General features: G+C 38.2%; 13 protein-coding genes. All 13 read left to right on the top strand.

Annotation, left to right across the window (positions count from 1 at the left end; translation table 11 throughout):
• The first annotated feature begins 4 nt into the window (after window positions 1-4).
• The 13 genes from AC0IWE_RS06070 to AC0IWE_RS06010 all read left to right on the top strand — a co-directional run bounded on the left by AC0IWE_RS06070 (window position 5) and on the right by AC0IWE_RS06010 (window position 19,915).
• Complete coding sequence (locus tag AC0IWE_RS06070) at window positions 5-1,627, top strand: RagB/SusD family nutrient uptake outer membrane protein (protein ID WP_471792348.1); 1,623 nt, start codon at window positions 5-7, stop codon at window positions 1,625-1,627.
• A gap of 12 nt (window positions 1,628-1,639) precedes the next feature.
• Window positions 1,640-2,302: a hypothetical protein gene (locus AC0IWE_RS06065; protein WP_471792347.1), complete on the top strand. Its 663-nt coding sequence runs from the start codon at window positions 1,640-1,642 to the stop codon at window positions 2,300-2,302.
• A 4-nt stretch (window positions 2,303-2,306) separates the two neighbouring features.
• A complete protein-coding gene (locus AC0IWE_RS06060; RefSeq protein ID WP_471792346.1) occupies window positions 2,307-3,338 on the top strand; it encodes a DUF5007 domain-containing protein in 1,032 nt (343 codons plus the stop codon).
• Window positions 3,339-3,373: 35 nt separating this feature from the next.
• Complete coding sequence (locus AC0IWE_RS06055; protein WP_471792345.1) at window positions 3,374-6,547, top strand: SusC/RagA family TonB-linked outer membrane protein; 3,174 nt, start codon at window positions 3,374-3,376, stop codon at window positions 6,545-6,547.
• Between the two features lie 13 nt (window positions 6,548-6,560).
• Window positions 6,561-7,643: a RagB/SusD family nutrient uptake outer membrane protein gene (locus AC0IWE_RS06050; RefSeq protein ID WP_471792344.1), complete on the top strand. Its 1,083-nt coding sequence runs from the start codon at window positions 6,561-6,563 to the stop codon at window positions 7,641-7,643.
• The gene (locus tag AC0IWE_RS06045) at window positions 7,640-8,062 is read left to right on the top strand and encodes a RagB/SusD family nutrient uptake outer membrane protein (RefSeq protein ID WP_471792343.1); all 423 of its coding nucleotides are present in this window, start codon (window positions 7,640-7,642) and stop codon (window positions 8,060-8,062) included. The genes AC0IWE_RS06050 and AC0IWE_RS06045 overlap by 4 nt, the downstream gene beginning before the upstream one ends.
• Before the next feature lie 12 nt (window positions 8,063-8,074).
• The gene (locus AC0IWE_RS06040) at window positions 8,075-8,833 is read left to right on the top strand and encodes a fasciclin domain-containing protein (RefSeq protein ID WP_471792342.1); all 759 of its coding nucleotides are present in this window, start codon (window positions 8,075-8,077) and stop codon (window positions 8,831-8,833) included.
• Window positions 8,834-8,914: 81 nt separating this feature from the next.
• Window positions 8,915-10,516 (top strand): DUF5008 domain-containing protein, encoded by a 1,602-nt coding sequence (locus AC0IWE_RS06035; RefSeq protein ID WP_471792341.1) that lies wholly within the window; start codon window positions 8,915-8,917, stop codon window positions 10,514-10,516.
• Window positions 10,517-10,535: 19 nt separating this feature from the next.
• Window positions 10,536-12,281 carry a LamG-like jellyroll fold domain-containing protein gene (locus AC0IWE_RS06030; protein ID WP_471792340.1) on the top strand — a complete coding sequence of 582 codons (1,746 nt, stop codon included), beginning with the start codon at window positions 10,536-10,538 and terminating at the stop codon, window positions 12,279-12,281.
• 24 nt (window positions 12,282-12,305) lie between these two features.
• Complete coding sequence (locus AC0IWE_RS06025) at window positions 12,306-14,282, top strand: M60 family metallopeptidase (RefSeq protein ID WP_471792339.1); 1,977 nt, start codon at window positions 12,306-12,308, stop codon at window positions 14,280-14,282.
• An 18-nt stretch (window positions 14,283-14,300) separates the two neighbouring features.
• The gene (locus AC0IWE_RS06020) at window positions 14,301-16,004 is read left to right on the top strand and encodes an alkaline phosphatase family protein (RefSeq protein WP_471792338.1); all 1,704 of its coding nucleotides are present in this window, start codon (window positions 14,301-14,303) and stop codon (window positions 16,002-16,004) included.
• A gap of 641 nt (window positions 16,005-16,645) precedes the next feature.
• Entirely contained in the window at window positions 16,646-17,953 is a 1,308-nt protein-coding gene (locus AC0IWE_RS06015; RefSeq protein ID WP_471792337.1) for a hypothetical protein, read from the top strand.
• A gap of 309 nt (window positions 17,954-18,262) precedes the next feature.
• Entirely contained in the window at window positions 18,263-19,915 is a 1,653-nt protein-coding gene (locus tag AC0IWE_RS06010; protein WP_471792336.1) for a discoidin domain-containing protein, read from the top strand.
• Window positions 19,916-20,009: the final 94 nt, after the last annotated feature.

Below are 20,009 nucleotides of genomic sequence, written 5' to 3'. Positions count from 1 at the left end.
AATCATGACATTTAATTTAAAACAGAATAGAACATACCTTAAAAGTGTTATTGCTTTAGCATTGATGTTGGTATTGCTTGGCGGTTCTTGCAAAAAGATAGATGAAACCCAATCTACCAGGTTGCAAAAAGAAACAGATTCATGGAAAACCATTGATGATGCCAAAGCCAATTTAATTGGTATGTATGCATTGATGAGGAATGCACTGGCCTCTGATAACGGGCACTGGTTAATGGGTGATTTGAGAAATGGTGATTTCCTGTCGACCAACCGGGCAGATTTGCAAGCCATTATAGATGGGAGGTTAAATGCTTCTTATCCGGTAATTAACAGCATTACCAATTGGAGAAGGTTTTATGCTGTAGTAAATGCTACAACAATATTTATAGCACGATCGCCGCAAATTGTTAAAGCCGATAATAGGTATACCTCTGCCAACAACACTGTAGATATTGCTCAGGCCAGAGCATTACGTGCATTTGCATATTTTTATATGGTTCGGATTTGGGGTGATGTGCCTTTGCTTACTTCAACCCACGATGGAGATTTTATCAAAGCGCCAAGAACCTCTAAAGAGAAAGTTTTGTCGTTCTGTAAAACCGAATTGCTGGCCGCAGCGCAGGTGGTGCCTTTTAGGTATGGAGGTACCGATCAGATTTTACCTGGAGCATATTATGGCTTAACAGTAAGTACAGATCCTAACTGGGATGGTACCCTCTTTACCAGAATATCTGTTTATTGCTTGTTGGCGCATGTTGCAGCCTGGCAACAAAATTACTTGGAAACGGATATCTACACGAAGTTTGTGCTTGATAACTATACCCAGCTAAAAGAACCAGGATCAACTTCTTTAATCAGGTATCTGGATATTAATGAACTTACATTAAACGTAAAAACTAATGCTACTCAAGATGTAAATCCGTTCGCTTATAAAAGGGTTACTCAATTGGTTGGCTTTGCATTCGAATATGGTTATGGTTACTCTTCGGCAAATGGGCACATTGAACAGTTAACCCTTGCCACACCTTTTGTGCCTAAAGCCCAGCCTGAAATTTATGTTCCCAAAGATAGTATTAGAAAAATTTTTACCGATCCAAACGATTTAAGGTTTAGCATTGATCCGCAAACAGGTTTATACCGCGAAAATTACTTTACACAATATGGCACCCAACGGCCGATGTTCAGTAAGATAAAAATTATTGAAGCTGTAGCACCTACGAGTGATTTTGCGGTGTTTTCTTCTGCTGTATTATTTACCAGGCTTGAAGAAATTACCTTATTAAGGGCTGAGGCACTGGCTGTAATGGGCCAGCGCGACAACGCTATAGTAGCCTTAAATAAGGCCGCAGCCTTAAGGGGTTACATTCCTTATCCTGATGGATCTACTAAAGATTTAATTAACGAAATCTTTGCAGAAAGAAGAAGGGAATTAATGGGCGAGGGTTGGAGATGGTACGATTTAATCCGCTACAACAGAATAAAGCGAACAAATGCAACTTTCATTACCAAAAACGGGCAACCTTTAACTTTTATACAGGCAGAAAGTGCCGGAGCAATTTATTGGCCGGTTTCTCAGGATGTAATCAACGCCAATCCAAACATTACACAAAATAATTTCTGGCAATAAATAAGCATAACTATGAAATTAAATATAAAATACTTGTTAATAGTGTCGCTTACCTGCATGGTTTTGTCTTCATGTAAAAAAGATTCTCCCTACCGAGACTATCAGAATGAGGTTCAGGAATTTAATGGGAATGTTGTTCAATACCTCGAAACGCAACCAGCTACTTTTAGCTCATTGTTAACGGTATTAAACAGAACTACAGACTTGAAAAATGCGCTTACTGAAAGTAAGGTTACGCTTTTTGCACCCACTAACGAAAATTTTGCCTCGGCACTTTATGAACTCAACCAGATTAGAGTGGCACAAAATAAACCTCTGGTAAGTTTAGAAAATGCAGATCTTACTGAGCTTGAAATCATGATGGATAAGTATATCATAAGCGGTATGCACCCGACAGATTTTTATAAGCCTTTCCTTGATGGATCTTATGCAAGTTCAATTAAGCTCAAATATCAAATGCATATACAATACCAAAAGCAAAATGCATCTGGTTATGAAGGTGGTGGCCCCATAAGTATTGTTTTTTCAGATCCTAAAAACCTAACAGTTAAAACCAATTGGCAAAGAAGTATAACAAATGCGGTTAACATCAAAACCAGTAACGGTATTATTAATATTCTAAGCCCTACACACATTTTCGGCTTTGGCAACTTTACCACCAAATTAAACAAATAAGACAATGAAATTAGTTATACATACATCCAAGTTTTATTTTCTCTTATCGTGCTTGCTGTTATTAATGGCTGGCTGCAAGAAAAACCTGCCTGATGATTCGTTATCACTAAGTAAGGATACCCAGTTTACCCAAACGCTGTATCAACCGGTTTTAGGGCGTAACAACTTGTTCAGTGGAAACTTTAATCCAGGTACCTCATCTCTCCCGCTCGATTTCAAAATAGTAAATATGAGAAGGTTTAATGGAGAATCTGCTCCAGAATTAAACGATTATTTTCCGGTTAAAATCTGGAAAATGGCTTATGATGGAACCGAGAAATCACTTGAGGAGATAGAAGCCAAAAGAGCTATTGAAAATCATAAGCTTTTTGAAATCAGAGCACATTCCGGTCAATTTTTAATGTGGGATGCTGCAAAGTCGGATTTTGTGAAAACACAACCAGATTCAGGCTATGTATTTGATGTCGAAATGTCGAATTCTGGAGGTAAACGTTATTTTCAGAAAATGAGACTTAGGCCTTTCCGTGAGCGACCTTACGAACCCTCTAATTTCGATGCCGTTACCGGGCAGGAAGTACGAACATCAGTAAGCCCATCAATCATAAATAATATCCGTGGTGAACGTACAAACCGTTTTTTAGGTACTTCTGATATCCAGGTTTTATTTAATAAAGTAAGCGGTGGGCCAGGCAATACCATCTCATTTAAGTTTGTGGATACGCTTTTTAGAACAATTGATCCAAACAAATTTGCCACCACACAGTGGGACAATGTAGTGCATGGTTTTAATATGGTAAAAACAGCTGAAAAGGTAACATATAAGGTTGCCTATCCTATACCACTTAATGATTACCCCACTAAATACACTACAACTTCAGGTACACAGGCAAGCTCCTTGTTCAGGTTCGAACGTATTGCTTTTGGCAATGTGCTACAAAAATCTGTAATCGGGTTAAACTATAATATTTACGAGAAGGGCGATTGGGAAATTATCTTTTGGTTTAAAACCGAGAGACCAAGATTTGCGAACGACTAATGGAGACAGGATTAAAAACTAAGCAAAATATATTCATGATTAAATATTTTTATGCGATAGCGGTATTGCTGCTAATCGGGTTATTTAACCAGGCTCAGGCCCAAGAAAAAATTGCAGTTACAGGAAAGGTGATCGATGCCAGTTCTGTAAAAAAAGAAACTATACCAGGTGTAACCATCATACTGCTTTCAACAAACCAGGTAATTGGTCAAACAGACAATGATGGCAATTTTCGGCTAACAGTGGCCAATAATGCAGAGCTTAAATTTAGCTATGTAGGTATGGCGCCGATAACCATAAAAGTAAACAACAGGCGTAATTTCAATATCACACTAGAACCACTAAACAGCACTTTAAAAACAGTAGAAGTTGTTTCAGCTGGCTATGTTACTAAAACCAGAACCCTTTCAACCGGTTCGATAATGAAAATTTCTGGTAGCGAAATTCAAGGGCAGCCTGCTGGCGATGTAATCTCACTTTTACAAGGTAAGGTGGCGGGTTTAAATATTCAAAATAGTACGGGTGCCCCAGGTTTTAGAGGTTCAGTTCAGGTACGTGGTTTATCAAACATTAATGTAAGCGGGTCCGGAAACAATGCTTACCTTACACCAACTTCGCCTTTATATGTAATAGACGGTGTGCCTGTTGATGACAATTCTACATTTTCTTATGGCTTTCAGCAAGCAGGGCCAGGTACTTCTCCAGCTTCGCAAATTCCGGCAGAAGATATTGAAGAGATACAGGTTTTAAAAGATGCTGCCGCAACTGCATTGTATGGCTCGCGTGGTGCCTATGGCGTAATTTTAATCACCACAAAAAGAGGAAATTCCAAAGTGCCGGTGGTTCGTTACCAAGGCTCTGCATTTTTGAGTACCGTACCACAACTAAGGTCGGTAATTGGTGGGGTAGAAGAACGCAACCTGCGTTTAAAGCAAATAATGGATTATGATTCTACCTATTATCATGCTTTAGGAACGATCAATGCAGTAGATTTTCTTTCTGATAGCTTAAATGCCTATTACAATAATTCAACCAATTGGCAGTCTTACTTTTACAGGCCTACCTATAATCAAAACCACAATTTATCAATTTCTGGAGGAGATGTTGCTTTTAACTACAAGGTAGCTTTGGGCCTCTATGATGAAGATGGGGTACAGCAAAATACAGGCTATTCGAGATATATTTTAAATACCACCATGACTTACAATCCGAGCCGTAAGTTTAAAATTCTTGGTCAGTTGAACAATTCAGTTCAGCGACAGCAAACAGGAAGCGGAAATGGTATATTTAATACGGGAGTAGCAACCGGCGGAAGTTCATCTTCCCTATTGCCACCTCCATCACTCTATTCGTCTGTAAACCAAGTGCAGGGTGCAACCGAAAGCGATAACGATAATAAAACACTCAATACTTTTGCGGTAGTACAGTTGGATTACGAAATACTGAAAAATTTTAAGGCCAGTACAGTAATTAATTATACAAATATAACCGGCACCAGAGATAACTTCGTACCAGCCTCACTAAATGGTGGCTTTGCAAGCTATTATTCTTATAACGATCGTTCTACCAAATTGTATAATAGAAGCAGCTTAAGTTATGTTTATACCATTAACGATAAAAGCAATGAGCCAGCACACAATTTTAGTGTTTTTGCGTTCACTGAAATCAACAGCTCCAACTTTAAAGCTGATGCAATCCTTAACGATCGTACTGTAAACGGTTTCATTCGCGGGCCTGTTACCCATAATTCTGCTTACGATCAAACTTTAGGCGGAACGCTAAATAACTTCACCGATTTTCGATCAGTTGGTTTTGCAGGCCAGTTTTCTTATAACTACAAACAAAAATATGTAATCGATTTTAATTACCGTGTTGATGGAACTTCAACCAATGGGCCATTGGCAGGTTATGTGAAAAATCCATCTGTATCTGTTAAATGGAATTTTGACAAAGAAAACTTTTTAGCAGGAAATCATTGGCTTGATTACGGTGATATCAGGCTGAGTTATGGAAGTAACATTCAGCCCAATGGAAGCATTTATGATGTTTATGGGAGATATTTTGGCGGCGGGGCTTATAACAATAACCAATCGGTTGTTATAGATCTTAACCGCTTACCTAATCTCAGTTTGCAACCTACGAAAAACACCACCTTAAATGCTGGTATTGATTTTAGCATTTTTAAAAATAAACTTAACTTCAGCTTCGATACCTATTATAAACAAGTTGATAATATCTTTCGTGATAAGGGCATTGCTAACATCAACTCTTTCACTAACGTAACCACAGTAGAAACCAGTAATGTTAACTATGGATGGGAATTTCAGGTTAACTCAAGGCCTTTAAACCCCAACAGTCCTTTTAAACTTAATGTTTATGCCAACCTGGCCATTAACAAAGAGGTTTTAGCCGCCTTGCCAGATGGTGCAAGACAGTTGATCGCATTGGATCCTGAATTTGCACAAGATATTTATTATAGACTTGGAATAAATTCATTATCAAACTTTTTGTACAATACCAAAGGCGTTTACAGCACCACAGCAGATGTGCCAATCGACCCGATGACAGGTAAGCGATATAGTACCGGAGGAACAGGTGTACGTAACTATTTCAGGGCCGGCGACCCAATCTACACAGATTTAAATGGTGATTACATTTTGGATGCTAACGACAGGGTAGTAGCAGGTAATTCTCAACCTCAAATTACTGGCGGTATAGGTGCGCTATTAAATTACAAAAACTGGAGTGTAGAAGTAAATGGTTCTTTTACGTTGGTAAGAGACATATTGAACAATGCATTAGCAGCACAATTCAGAAATTTTAACAATCCTACTAAGCTTGGAAATTTAGTGCCATTATCACAATATAGCTACTGGACAGGAGCTGGGAACAATGGTACTTACCCAAACCCGCTTGATTACACAAGGGCTTCAATTGTAGATCCATTCCGTTATGGGCAAACGCTTTTTCAGGAAGATGGAACTTACTTTAAACTTAACTCAATTAAACTTTACTATACCCTTAACAAGGCATTTTCAAGCAAGTTTGGAATCAACCGTGCTAACGTTTACATAACTGCACAAAACCTTGGCTTTTTAACCAACTATTCTGGCCCTAATCCAGAAGCGGTAACAGCACTTGGGCGCGATAGCTCAGGCGGTTACCCACTGAGTAAACAATATGTTTTAGGTATGAACCTGGAGTTTTAACCGGATAATAGATATGAAAAAAATTACTTATATAATTTTGTTGGCCATTATCAGTGCAGGTGTGCTGGGCTGCAAAAAGTTCTTAAATGTAACCCCGATTGATAATTTATCAGGCAACAATTATTGGCAAAATCAAGCTGATGTAGAAAAATTTGTAAACGGTATATACATAAAATTAAGGAGCAGAATACTAAATAATGGAAGTACATTTTACACCTTTGCCGATCTTAGGTGCGCTCCTGTAGTTAATTCTGCAAATATTGCAGGTTTCACTAATTTAATTAATAACGATTTAAAAGGCGCAATAGCATCAGCAAATGGCGACTATTACTTTTACAATTTCAAAGCGGCAACCGAATGGCAATCTTACTACAATGTTATAGGTAGTGCAAACATCCTTGTAAAGGAAGTGGCTGATATGCCAAGTACAGCAATTACGGAAGAAACCCGTAAACGATATATTGCTGAAGGTATTTTCTTAAGAAATCTTTGCTACTTCCTCCTGGTTAGAATGTATGGCGACGTACCTTATTATACAAATGCCTACAATGATCAGCCCCTCGGCAGAACAGACCAAGTTGCGGTTATGAAAAAGTGTATTGCTGACATGGAAGCCGTAAAAGATGATTTACCAATCACTTATATAGATGCCAGCCAGGTTGGAACAAGAGCAATGCGTGGGGCTGCCTTGATTTTGATGATGCACATGAATATGTGGGCCGCCGGATTTGATAATGGCGACAAGACAGCCTATTACCAACAAGTGGTTAAATATGGCCAGGAACTGATTTCCTATGCAGATTATGGTCTTCTAGACTATACAAACGATAACAACAAAAAAATTTTTAAAGGAAATACCAAAGAAAGTCTGTTCGAAATCGTATCCAATGCAAATTATGGCGAAGTAATTTCTCAATACGATAACCCATCTATATTTTTTTCAAAATATCCTTTTCGCGGTACAACTACTACTACAACCTCACAAATGTATTACACCGTAAAATTTATGCAAAAAATATTCCCGCAGGAACCGGAGATCTGCGTAGAACATTGTGGTTTGAGAATGCTGATTTGGGCAACAACACTTTCCAGTTGAAGAAGTTTGCCAACACCTATCCAAGTGGAACCAATAATGCCATCTCTCATGATGATAGCCGGATTATTTTCCGTTTGCCAGATGCTTTGCTCTTAACAGCAGAGGCAGCAGCAAACTTAGAAGATAATGCCACAGCGCAAACCTTTGTAAATAAGGTTAGGGCAAGAGCCCAGGCTACTCCTTTTAGTTCAACCGGAGATCAGCTAAAAGACGATATCTATTACGAGCGTGTGCGCGAGTTATTTTGTGAGGGGCAGTATTTCTATGATCTGGTGCGAACCAAAAGGATTCTAAATTCAGAATATTCTGATCACCCGATCGGAGTTGCAGATTTTAACGCAGGAGCCTGGACATGGCCAATCAGTGTATCTGCTTTGGTAAATAACCCAAATATGACATTAAATAACTTTTGGAGATAAACAATTAAAGTGATGAAAAATAAAATTATGCCATTTATTTGGCTGGCTATTGTGCTTTTAATGGCCTCAGCTTGCAACAAAGAGTATTATTTCGATTCTGGTGTATTAAAGCCAAACTATAATGGTACAGTACTTCAATACCTAAAATCCAAACCTGCAATGTTCGATTCAACAGTAAGAGTAATCACACTCGCAGGCATGGAGGATGTGCTTGATAAGGAGAATGTTACATTTTTCGCCCCAACTAGTTCTTCCATATATAAATCAGTTAAAGCATTGAATGCTTTCCTGATACAAAATGGTAGAGACACCGTAAAAGAACTATCTCAAATCAAAAAAGAAGTGTGGCGTAAAACCTTATCGCAATATATTTTTAAAGGTACAAACCTGCTTAAAGATTATCCTCAATTAGATACCCTCGCTTATACCGCATTTCCAGGGCAATCTTATGCCTCTTACGGAGAAAATGGCAGGATCATGAGCATAGGCGTAATATTTAATGATGCAGCTAGCGGTACCACAAGCATTAAGTATGCAGGTTACAGACAGCTTTATCTCTCCTATATTAAAGATTTTACCAAACCACAGCAGAGTTTGGTGAATATTCCTGTGGCTACATCAGATATCATGCCCACAAACGGGGTAATACATGTTTTGCGGCAAGCAACGCTATTAGGAAGTACCCTGGTGAACAAGCATAATTTCGGTTTTGTGAATAATATTTTTATTAACGATGTATTAGCCAGCGGCATAACGCCACCTACGCCATAATTTTTTTAATGATTAGCAATATAAAAGATGATATCTCTTTATACTAAATATACCACAACGGTCTTACTAACCGCATGTCTGATGATAACAATTCTATCTGGCTGTAAGAAAAAAGAAGTAGAACTGAAAGATCCTTACGCAAATGGTAAGGAAAGCCTTGGTATTCAATTCAAATCGAAGGTGCCCAGTCCGGCAATAGCTTCATCAGGAGATGAGGTTGATGTCAATATAAGAGGGCTTTTAAAATATACCGGCAAGTTTAAATTATACGTAAACGAAATAGAAGCAGATGTATTAAAATTTACAGATAGCACCCTAAAGTTTCGGGTGCCTTTAAATGCGAGTACAGGAGGCATCTGGGTAACAGTTAATGACCCTACGCTTGATAATCAGACATTTTTCGGGCCAACCATGCAAATTTCAGGTAAAGTAAGCTTTGATACTGGTTTTCAAGTGGTAAATGGTTCTAATTATCCGATTTATGATATTTTGCGACTCCCGGCTGGTGGTTATTTCTTAGCGGGGGCGTTTACCGATTATGAAAACAGGGCAACTAAAAATTTACCGATAGGTAATGTTGCACAAATAAATGCTGCTGGCGCGGTTGATGCGACATTAAAGTTTGGTATTGGAGCCAATTATCTGGTAAATGCTGTTACTCGGATTACCAGTGGTACCCAAAATGGCAAGTTTTTAATTGCAGGCAATTTCTCTTCTTTCAATACCAAGCGGTTAAATAGGGCAAATATCAGTAACATTACCAGATTAAATGTAGATGGTTCATTAGATTCCACAATAGTTGATGTGGTAAATGCTACACCCAACGATCCATCAAAAAATCGTGATACCGTGCCAGGTTTTAATGGAGGCGTTCAGGGAAGCATCAAGAAAATTTTCACTTTTAACGATCAGATTTACGCAATTGGAAATTTTGATTATTACCTGAGGGTTTTTTATGAAAGGTCTACATACGATTCTAAAGTATACGATCGTGTATTGATGAGGCAGATGGTACGGATGAATATGGATGGCTCTATGGATCAGTCATTTCATTACAACCCTGGAACGAAACAAAGCCCAAATGCAGGTAATGGTAGCATTAATGATGCAATTCAAATGCCTGACGGCAAATTGATAATAGTTGGCAATTTTACCACTTTCAACGGAATAAACAGTAACCGTGTAGTAAGAATCAACTTGGATGGATCTGTAGATAATACTTTCTCCATCGGCACCGGTGCAGATGATGAAATTTCGTCGGTTACCTATAATGCAAATACCAATAAATTATTAGTAGCCGGAACGTTTAAAAATTTTAACGGCCAGCCTCGTACTGGTGTAGCCATGTTAAACAGCGATGGCACGCTAACAGAAAATTTTACTTTTCCGGCCTTGAGTGGTGGGATAGTGAATTTTGCTGCACAGTTAAATAACGGTAAAGTTGTGGTTACAGGAAGTTTCAGCTTATACAGAAATGTGCTTAGGCAGGGCTTTATGATTTTAAATGCAGATGGCACACTGGCAAATGGCTATAACAATACGGGTGTTTTTCAGGGTTCTGTAGAAAAAATGATCGAAACTACTTCAACAGCCGGTAACCCTGCAATTATCCTTGTAGGAAATATCTTTCGTTTCGATAATATACCTGCAAAAAATATTTTAAGGGTAGAACTGCTCAACTAATTAAATATCCATCATTATTATGATACATAAACAACCAGCATTATCAAATCTTTACACTTTTTGTGTTTCGGTTTGTTTAATAACACTAGTACTACTAGGTAGTGCTTGTAACAAAAATTTCGACAATGCACTGCAGAGTGTAAGCAGAAACGACACTGCTGGAGTTAGTTCTGGCAAACCAAAAGTATTATACATCATTCTTGATGGGGTAAAAGGAACCGCCGTAGCGGCAATTAAACCACCTAAGCTTACAGAAATCAATAAGAATTCAATTTATTCTTTTGTTGGTTTAACAGATAGTACATTTTTACCTGTAACAAATGCAGGTGCCTGGGCAAGTTTAACAACTGGTGTTGATCCCAAATTTCACAAAGTTACAAACGATAACTTTGCTGGTAACAATTTAACAGCCTTTCCTTCATTATTTACCCGCATTAAACAGGAGAAGCCAAAATTTTCAACAGTGTGTTATGCTGCCAGTAGTTCTTTTGCCCAAAACTTAGCCGGCGATGCTACTGAAAAACAAGTTTTTGCTACCGATGCTGATGTGAAAACAGCAACAGTTGCGAAGATAAAGGATACTACTCCCGATTTAATTGTTGCACAATTTCATGAAGCAGAAACCATTGGTTCCGCAAATGGATATAACGAAAATAGTGCAGCTTACCGCGCCGTAATTTTATCACTAGATTCTTATATAGGTGAGATGGTTGCCGCTTTAAAAGAACGACCGACTTTTCGTGATGAAAATTGGCTCGTAGTAATCGCATCAAATAAAGGTGGTGCAACAACTAATCCCCGTACAGATTTAAGCCTCTTTGGCGATGATACTAGGAACACTTACGTGGCTTTGTATAATCCTAAATTTGCCTCAAAATTCTTAGGTAAACCAAATACATCTGACATACCTTATGCAGGGAGTGCTCCAAGGTTTCAATCAAATGATGCCAGCAAAGTAACCGCTTCATTGTCAACAACTACAGTTGGAAATTTTGGTACTACCGCTGATTATGTTTTAATGTTTAAAATCCGTAACGATGCAGGAACAAATACCACATGGCCGCCATTTTTTGGCAAAAGGTCAAGTTTTGCTGGCGTTGGAGCAAATGGTTATTTATTCGCATTTTCTAATACATCCTTTCAGTTCGATTTTGCCGACTCAGCGCGTCCTGATGTTAGTACAGTAAGAGATGGGGTATGGCATACTATAGCAATCCGCCTATCAATGGAAGGGGGAAAAAGGTTTTTAAGGCTATACACTGATGGTGTAAGAAGCACCAACTCCACATATCCACTTGATGTAACAGGCAAAATCACTGATAATACCTCCGCCTTAAGAATAGGGGCAGAAGCCACTGTTGGCAAACCCACCAACTTCCTGTTGAGAGATCTGGCCATTTTTAAAGCTACAATGACCGATGCAGAAGTAGTTACTTTTATGAAAAGAGAAGTAACAGTCAATCACCCATATTTTGCCAGTTTGGAAGGCTGGTGGCCTTGTAAAGAAGGAAACGGCTATCTGTTGAAAGACCGTTCGGGTAAAAAAAATGACTTCATTTTATCCAGTAATGCTACCTGGGCAACATTCAACGATTTGTCTGCTAACATCAATCCTGAACTTGAAGGTGTTGCTTATAGAACAGTGCCAAACAATGTAGATCTGCCTTTTCAGATTTATAATTGGTTGGGTATTCTGCCTAGAGTAGAATGGAATTTATCGGGCAAGGCTTGGCCTCCGACATTTACAGATGTGGTATCGAATTAATTTTTGCATTAAATGAAATTTCAAATGAAGATAATATTCAAACTAACGATATTAATAAGCGTGGTGGCCCTATCATCATGTAAAAAATACGGTTACGAGGTAGAAGACGGTTATGATGACAACTCCGGAAACGTAAAAAGTATTACGGTAGATACCAACAGATTATTTGTTGATCGTTCTGCCTTCGCCAAAGCCAGGGTTTTCCCGGGTTTGGTTGGCGATGGCGAAGCAAGGGTAACAGATGCAAAGTTTACATTAAATTTAAACTTTAGCGCACAAACAGCCGATATTTTAAGAATTTCAGTTGCACCGCAACCTCAATTTGGAACAGGTTATTACGCCCCGCCAGGCGAATTGATTAAAATCGTAGTGCCCGCTGGTGCTGATGGATTAAGCGTACAGGTTGGTGGGCACACCGATAATTTAACAGGTGTAAGTCCTTTATTGAGAGACCCGATTATTGTAGTTAAAAAACAATTGTTTGCCGGGGTTAATTATGTGCGTAATCTTTATGGCGGTTATCTCTACATCAACGCCACTTTTTCGTACCCTAGCCCTATCGAATTCACCATTTCCGGAGCATGTGTAACACCCGATTTCGAACTTGGTAAATCCAACGATGCAGCTTGGATTGCACAGGTAAAAGCATCGCAGGTACCCTGGTTAGAACTTCGCTGTAGAAGTGTGGTTTATTTGGTACCAAGAGACTTAATTGTAGAAAAATTCACCTCTGCAAGAGATCCGTTAACCAATCCTACCGCTTTAATGACTAAATGGAATGAAATTTTCGATCAACACTACAATGCATGGATGGGCTTATCGCCGAATGCATCCGATGTTCGCGATAGGAGTCCGCAAGGGCCTTGGCGAGGCACTGTTGATATCCAAATTAGTGGTTTTCCAACAGCAGCAGGCCACTCAGGTTTTCCTTTTATGGGTTTATTAAACTACAATGGTAGTGAATGGTTTCAAACTTGGGTAAGTTTAAATCAGTTAACCACAAATCAACCACAGCCAAACTGGGGAACATACCACGAATTTGGGCACAATTGCCAGCAAAATACCACATGGAACTGGGCTGCACTGGGCGAATCAACAAATAATCTTTTCTCCTACAAAGTGGCAAAAGCTTACGGCCAGGATTTTAGAATTTTGCATGCACCAAACGAGTGGAACGATGTTGCACTTGCTTACGCAGCTTCACCTGCTACAGCTTCAAAAAATTTCGATATTGACCTAAATGGGGGAAGGGAAAATGGTTCTTTCGCACGTACCGTTCCATTTGTACAGCTTTTAGAAAAATTTGATTATGGCTTGCTGACCTATTTATACACCGAGGCAAGGCATGCTTCCCGCTTATCAAATAACGATCAGGACAAAAAAGACTTTTTTTATGAACGTGTTTGCGAATACACCAAAACCGATTTATTGCCATTCTTTAATGCATGGGGTATATCAGTTAGTAATATTTCGCAAGCCAAAATTAAAGCAGCAAATTATCCGTTACTTACAAAAGCCATTTGGACTTATAATATTATGACTAAAACCGGGGGAGATGGACCTGTACCAATTACTGCCACACCTATTCCTACCACAGTTATATCTGCAAGTTCACCAGCACAAGAAGGTTCACTTGCCAATTTAGTCGATAATAATACTTCAACCATTTATCACTCTAAATATTCATCTCCAACGGCAGCAGAAAGTTTTCCATTTACCATTATCGAAAGTACCGGATCCAGTGCAGCTTCGGTAAAAGGTATCAGTTTTGTGCAAAGAATTGGGGAGGCTAACGGCTATGTAAGAAACGTAGAAATTTACACCAGTCCAGATAATGTTACGTATACCCTAGTAGGAACAACAACAGTCTCACAAAATGAAACCCAGTATAACTATGCATTTCCGGAGGAGGCAATTACTACCAGGTTTGTAAAAGTAATTGTAAGAACAGGGGCAAGCACGGTATTTATGTCTTTGTCAGAACTTGGTTTATTTAAATAAGTGCTTAAATATATGAACATGATTTATTCAATAAATAAAAAGCAGGTGCTACTAGCACTTTCATTAGCCATTACTGTGCTTGCCGGTTGCAAAAAATATCCCAATCCTCCAGTATTTAATGAAGTACTCGATAATTCTGTCACCGCATCAAGAAAAGTTATTGTAATTAGTATTGATGGTGTAACAGGTTCAGAATTAAGAACAATTGCCCCACCAACTATTACAGCAATGCTGCCAACCAGTAAATATTCCTTTGCTACCTTTAAATCTGCTGTGGCTACAGATGCTGCCACATGGACATCGATGGTTACTGGAGTACCGTATACAAAACACTTGGTATCAACAGATGATTTTCAGCCAACTACTGATCCAAATTCTGGAGAACATGACGCGGTGCCGTTAAGAAGAAATGTTCTTGATTACATTATGAGTGCAACAGGTACTAAAACAGCTTTTATCAGCCCTTGGCCCAACTTAAGAAATTATGTGAAAGTGGCCGACTATCGGCCAATTGTAAATACCGACCAGGCGGCCAAAGATTCGACCATTGCGTTGTTGAGTAAATATGAAGGAATTGCTGCTACAGTTGTAAATTTTAGAGAAGTTGAAGTTGCCGGTAAAAACGGGGGTTATAAAGCTGCCAATAGTGCCTACAAAGATGCCATAAATAAAGCAGATGGATATGTAGATGAGATTATTAAAGCCGTTAAAGCCCGTAAAACCTATGCTAACGAAGAGTGGTTGTTTATTATCACTACTAACCATGGTGGCAGTAGTGAAAATCCCGAAAGCGGCTTTATCGTGGTCAATCAACCCCTTTTAAAATCACAGGAACTAAAAAAAGTTGGTTTTAATTTAATTAAATACAATAATAATGGCATTGGAGCAAAAATTACAACTGATAACGGACTTTATGATAGTGGTACCATAGGTAACTTTACAGTTCAAATGCAAACAAAATTCAATAATACAACCACATACTATCCCATTTTCCTTTCTAAAAGTACGGTTATTGCTGGGGCAGTCCAAACGGGTTGGGCATGGTTTCAACAAGATAACAGTAGATGGGCAGTTTCCATTGGAGGTTCCGCAAATGGATCTGGTGTTGGTAGACAACAGATTATTGGTGGGTCTATCGCAGACGGAAAATGGCACACCCTTACAATGACTGTAAAATATGTTAATTCAACTACAAGAACAGTAAGTACTTATACCGATGGGGAGTTAAATAATACAGGCAATATCATAACACATAAAAGTCTGTCTACGATCGAGCCATTTTCTATAGGTTATAAAACCTTTGCAGGTGGAAGTCTGGATTTTTACGGGGCAAACCTTCAATATTTTGATATTGCATTGGATCAGTCAGTTATTCAAAACAGCCTTAATTTAAAAGATATAACCAAACATCCCAATTATACCGCTTTAAAAGGTTTCTGGGCAATGGATGAAGGTGCCGAAGGAACACTTCAAAATACAGCCCCGATAGGTTATAATATGAATCTTAACGGTGCTTATGTTTGGACTCCCTTAGGAGCCGATGCACCATCACAATCTACCTTTGCAGGTACTACAGGATATTCATTAGTTCCTGCTGTTGCAGATATTGGAGCGTTGATGATGTATTGGACAAAAACTAAAATAGACCCGGTATTCGATATCAGTGGAAACCCATTTTTAAAGGATTTTGAGGTGGAGTTTTTAAAGAAAGCTGCAAAATAAGTTTTTTATTTTATAAACCCCATTCAAATTTATCGGTAACATATTCAAACATTTACCTGCTAAAATCCTGTTACTATCAGTTAATTATTAGCTGTTTTACCGTGTAGTATAAATTAACTTTGGTATATCTTATTGTTATTCTGGTTTTTATACATTAATCGATATTAAATTTAATTAATAGTTCATCCCAATAAAGTGAATGTTTGAATTGGCATTTTGGGTAAAACAATGAAATAAGAGTATCCGCATTGTTTTTTTAATTTGTTAGTTTGATTAACTAAGAGGCATTGTCAGTAAAATGGCATGCCTCTTTTTTATTCTTATTACAAAAAAATCATTTAAAAATGGACGATTTTTACGCTCTTCCTCCTTAATATAGTTAATTCTATAACTCAAACCTTATCTTTCTTATAAGCTTTAAAGCCGTTGTTTATTTACTCAACATCGGTATTTATAAGGTTTAACAGATAATGCGTTTTCCATCCATCTTTAAAAATGTTTGATATTAACAATAAAGTAATATAAAAAAGTCTTTGAAATTCATATGTTTGTAAAACAAAAGTTTAGTATTTGTTAACTTTTTTAAGGGCGTTTTAGCCCGTTTTACATTAACTTTCTCCTTTTACTAGAAAAACTGCCGAATGGAAACTAGTGCTTTACATACAAATCATCAGCGCTCAGTTGTAGCAATGGATATTTGTTGCCAACGGCTAATAGAAAAAATGGGCGGCAGGGCAATTGAAGAGTGGCGGGCATGTGATTACAATAGCCTGAGCAGTCAGCTTGGAAAACAAACTAAAGTTTATTTAAGTATCAATACATTAAAAAGACTGTTTGGCCAGTTGAAAACGCCACAACGATATTTCCCGCAAAAAGCTACAAGAGATGCATTGGCCCAATTTATCGGCTACCGCGATTGGCAGGAGTTTGAACTTGTGCATATGGCTACAGAATTGGCTGCGGTACAAGCTCAAGCCAGTGTTGAAGCTGAAGATAATATCCAAACTTTACCAGAAAATAAAATAAAACCCAAAAAACCACTTTACATTGCTTTAAGTGCTGTTCCATTGTTGATTTTACTCAGCGTTTTGTTTTTTTCCAGCTATATGCAACATCCTGCAGATGTTAAATTAGTATGCGAAAATCCGTATGGCTATGTACCCCATACAGCAGTTTTTAAGCTAAAATCCAGTAGGCCGATAAATGATAATGAAGCGTACAAGATTGATTTTATGGATGAGGCCTTGCAATCAACTATCAGTGGCAAAAAAGAAGTGGCAAAGTTTTTTAGAAATCCAGGTGTGGTTTACGCAACACTTTTATACCACGATAAACCTATTGATACAGTGGCTGTATACATGCGTACAAAGGGTTGGGTAGCCAATTCGGGTAACGATACCTCACGGGCTTATCCTATAGCGGGCTTAAAACCATTAAATCCGAATAATATTTATGTATCAAAAAAACAGCTCGATTCTGCTGGTTTATCTACAAGTAAGCCATTTTTGGTAGGTTTTAGTAACATTAAGCCTTCAAATATTAGCGGCGATAATTTTTCTTTTACTTGTAAGGTATTTTCTGAACAAAGCAGGCCGGGTACTCAGTGCGTAGAAACAACTTTTATTATTCTTGGAGAAAAACACCGCCATTTGCTTACCCTCAATCGCGGCAGCTGTGTTGCGTTTTCGCAATATAAATTTTCAGAAAAAAGAGTGATAGGCTCTGACCAGTTTTTAGGCGGCCTTGCCTTTGATCCCCTAAATGGCGGTGTTGTAGAAATCAGAGTTGAAAACAAAAAAGTTTCGATAATGCTTAATGGAAAAAAAGCATTGTCTACCAGCTATAAACAATCGATAGGAAAGGTGATGGGTGTTAAAGTTTTATTCAGCGGAATAGGGAAGGTAATTTCACCTAAGTTGCAGGATTTATCTACAAAAGAAATTTTCTGATTATAAGTTGGTAGGACAAATCTCGCTGGCTGTAGCTTCTCCAATTTTGAAACATAGATGTTTGTCCATTCTTTAAAAGTTTACTAAATAATCATTTGTATATCAATACGTTATATATCCATGATTTTGTCTGTTTTTTGTACGTTTAACTATATCCTAAAAATTTACATCGAGGTTAACTTAGGGTTACATATAATTTCACCATAGCATCTACAATTAAAACTGCCCATTGGCAGAGGCTTTCTCTAAAATATTTTAATCAAAATCAACAATTAAGATTTATAAAAATTTTACTCAAAATCGCCTGATATGAAAAAAACTGTAACCCTATTTACATTATTTTGTACCATTATCCTGTTTGCATCATCTTGCAAAAAGGCAGAACTTGCCACCGAAGGCAGTATTGATGACGGAAATACAAAAAAACCAACTAAACTGGCTACCACAAATAGCATTATTACTCAAACCAGAAATCTGGCCATTGTTTACTTTATTCCTTCTGATTTAGATACCCTCCCAAATTGGAAAAAACGTTTGAGTGATGTAATGATTTATGCCCAGGGTTGGTACAGTAATGCAATGAACAATGCCGGATACGGGGCCAAAACATTTGGTTTAAAACAAGATGGAGCCACGGGCAATGCAGAAATTGTACTCATTAGGGCTGCAAACCCAAAAGCCAGTTACGGAACAAATGGCTCGGCCTACACTACTGAGATTAACGCATATTTTGCAGCACACCCCACACTTAAAACCAGTAACCACGTATTGATATTGGTACCCGCATTCGGTTATGATAACAATACCACCGAGGGCCCCCAACCTTTGGAAGGTGTACAGCCTTTTTATGGATATGGAAGATATTGTTTTGCAAACGATAACCCTTATATGGATATGGCCTTAAAAGGGGTGTTCAACCCTGGCCGAAACAATTTTGCCAAATGGGTTGGAGGAATGATGCATGAGCTTGGCCATGCCTTTAACGCCCCACACGATAGGCAATGGGCATCGCAAAATATTTATGCAAATGGCACAAATACCAATTATAAAGAACCAATAATGGCACTTAGCAATTATTACCTGGAAGTAAGGCCAACTTTTGTAACCGATGCAGAAGCAGCTATTTTTAACGCCTGCGAAGTATTTAATAACGATACTAAAACCTATTATGGAGCGGTAACTTCCAAAATAAATAAGATTTACGCCAACTACGATTCCGGCCTGGGTGCAATTGTGGTATCGGGTAAATTTACCAGTACCGGTACAGTAAACAAAGTACTGTATTATAACGATCCTAATGTAAATAACGAGGGAACAGGTACAAATAAAGATTACAATGCCATTACCTGGGCTTCCAGTGTGATTGGTACAGATAGTTTTAGGGTGGTAATGCCAATTGCAGAGTTGGCCGTTAAAACCAATGGTATACCCTACGAACTTAAGGTTAAATTGGTACACAACAATGGCGTTATAAACGAAACGATATACCCTTATACTTTTAATAACGGAATTCCTGTACTCGATTTTTCAACCAGACCGGAGTTGTCGAAAACTGGGTGGACTATTGCTGGTTTTAGCTCACAGGAAACCGCTGCTGCGGGTAAAGCTGTTGATGCAATTGATGGCTTACCCTCAACCTTCTGGCACTCGAGATGGTCATCTAATGCAGCTACTTATCCGCACTTTATTACTGTTGATTTAGGTTCTGTTAAAACAGTAAATGGCGGATTATCACTCACTCAAAGAGAAGGTGCTAGCAGAGCAATCAAAGATTTTGAATTACTGATCAGTAATGATGGAACAACATTTACCAGTGTTTTCAGTAAGCAGGCCGCTAATGGAGATGGTGTTCAGTATTTTGGCTTTAGTTCGCCAAAAACCTTTCGTTATTTCAAAATTATTGCCAGCAACTCATGGGATGGAACCCAAAATGCAGCATTGGCTGAACTAGGCTTATATTAATTTTATCAAGGATAAATTGCATTCAACGTTGAAATTTTATCATCTGATTAATTTCTGCTAAAACGAATGTAATAAAGCACAAATAATACCACCA

This window comes from Pedobacter sp. AC402 (genome assembly GCF_979252805.1).
This window is presented reverse-complemented; position numbering and strand designations above follow the sequence as displayed.

Bases quoted from the DNA above. Each gene is read 5' to 3' on its own strand.
- AC0IWE_RS06050 (WP_471792344.1), top strand. From the start codon at position 6,561: ATGAAAAAAATTACTTATATAATTTTGTTGGCCATTATCAGTGCAGGT.
- AC0IWE_RS06055 (WP_471792345.1), top strand. From the start codon at position 3,374: ATGATTAAATATTTTTATGCGATAGCGGTATTGCTGCTAATCGGGTTA.
- AC0IWE_RS06010 (WP_471792336.1), top strand. From the start codon at position 18,263: ATGAAAAAAACTGTAACCCTATTTACATTATTTTGTACCATTATCCTG.
- AC0IWE_RS06025 (WP_471792339.1), top strand. From the start codon at position 12,306: ATGAAGATAATATTCAAACTAACGATATTAATAAGCGTGGTGGCCCTA.
- AC0IWE_RS06065 (WP_471792347.1), top strand. From the start codon at position 1,640: ATGAAATTAAATATAAAATACTTGTTAATAGTGTCGCTTACCTGCATG.
- AC0IWE_RS06035 (WP_471792341.1), top strand. From the start codon at position 8,915: ATGATAACAATTCTATCTGGCTGTAAGAAAAAAGAAGTAGAACTGAAA.
- AC0IWE_RS06040 (WP_471792342.1), top strand. From the start codon at position 8,075: ATGAAAAATAAAATTATGCCATTTATTTGGCTGGCTATTGTGCTTTTA.
- AC0IWE_RS06060 (WP_471792346.1), top strand. From the start codon at position 2,307: ATGAAATTAGTTATACATACATCCAAGTTTTATTTTCTCTTATCGTGC.
- AC0IWE_RS06015 (WP_471792337.1), top strand. From the start codon at position 16,646: ATGGAAACTAGTGCTTTACATACAAATCATCAGCGCTCAGTTGTAGCA.
- AC0IWE_RS06070 (WP_471792348.1), top strand. From the start codon at position 5: ATGACATTTAATTTAAAACAGAATAGAACATACCTTAAAAGTGTTATT.
- AC0IWE_RS06020 (WP_471792338.1), top strand. From the start codon at position 14,301: ATGATTTATTCAATAAATAAAAAGCAGGTGCTACTAGCACTTTCATTA.
- AC0IWE_RS06030 (WP_471792340.1), top strand. From the start codon at position 10,536: ATGATACATAAACAACCAGCATTATCAAATCTTTACACTTTTTGTGTT.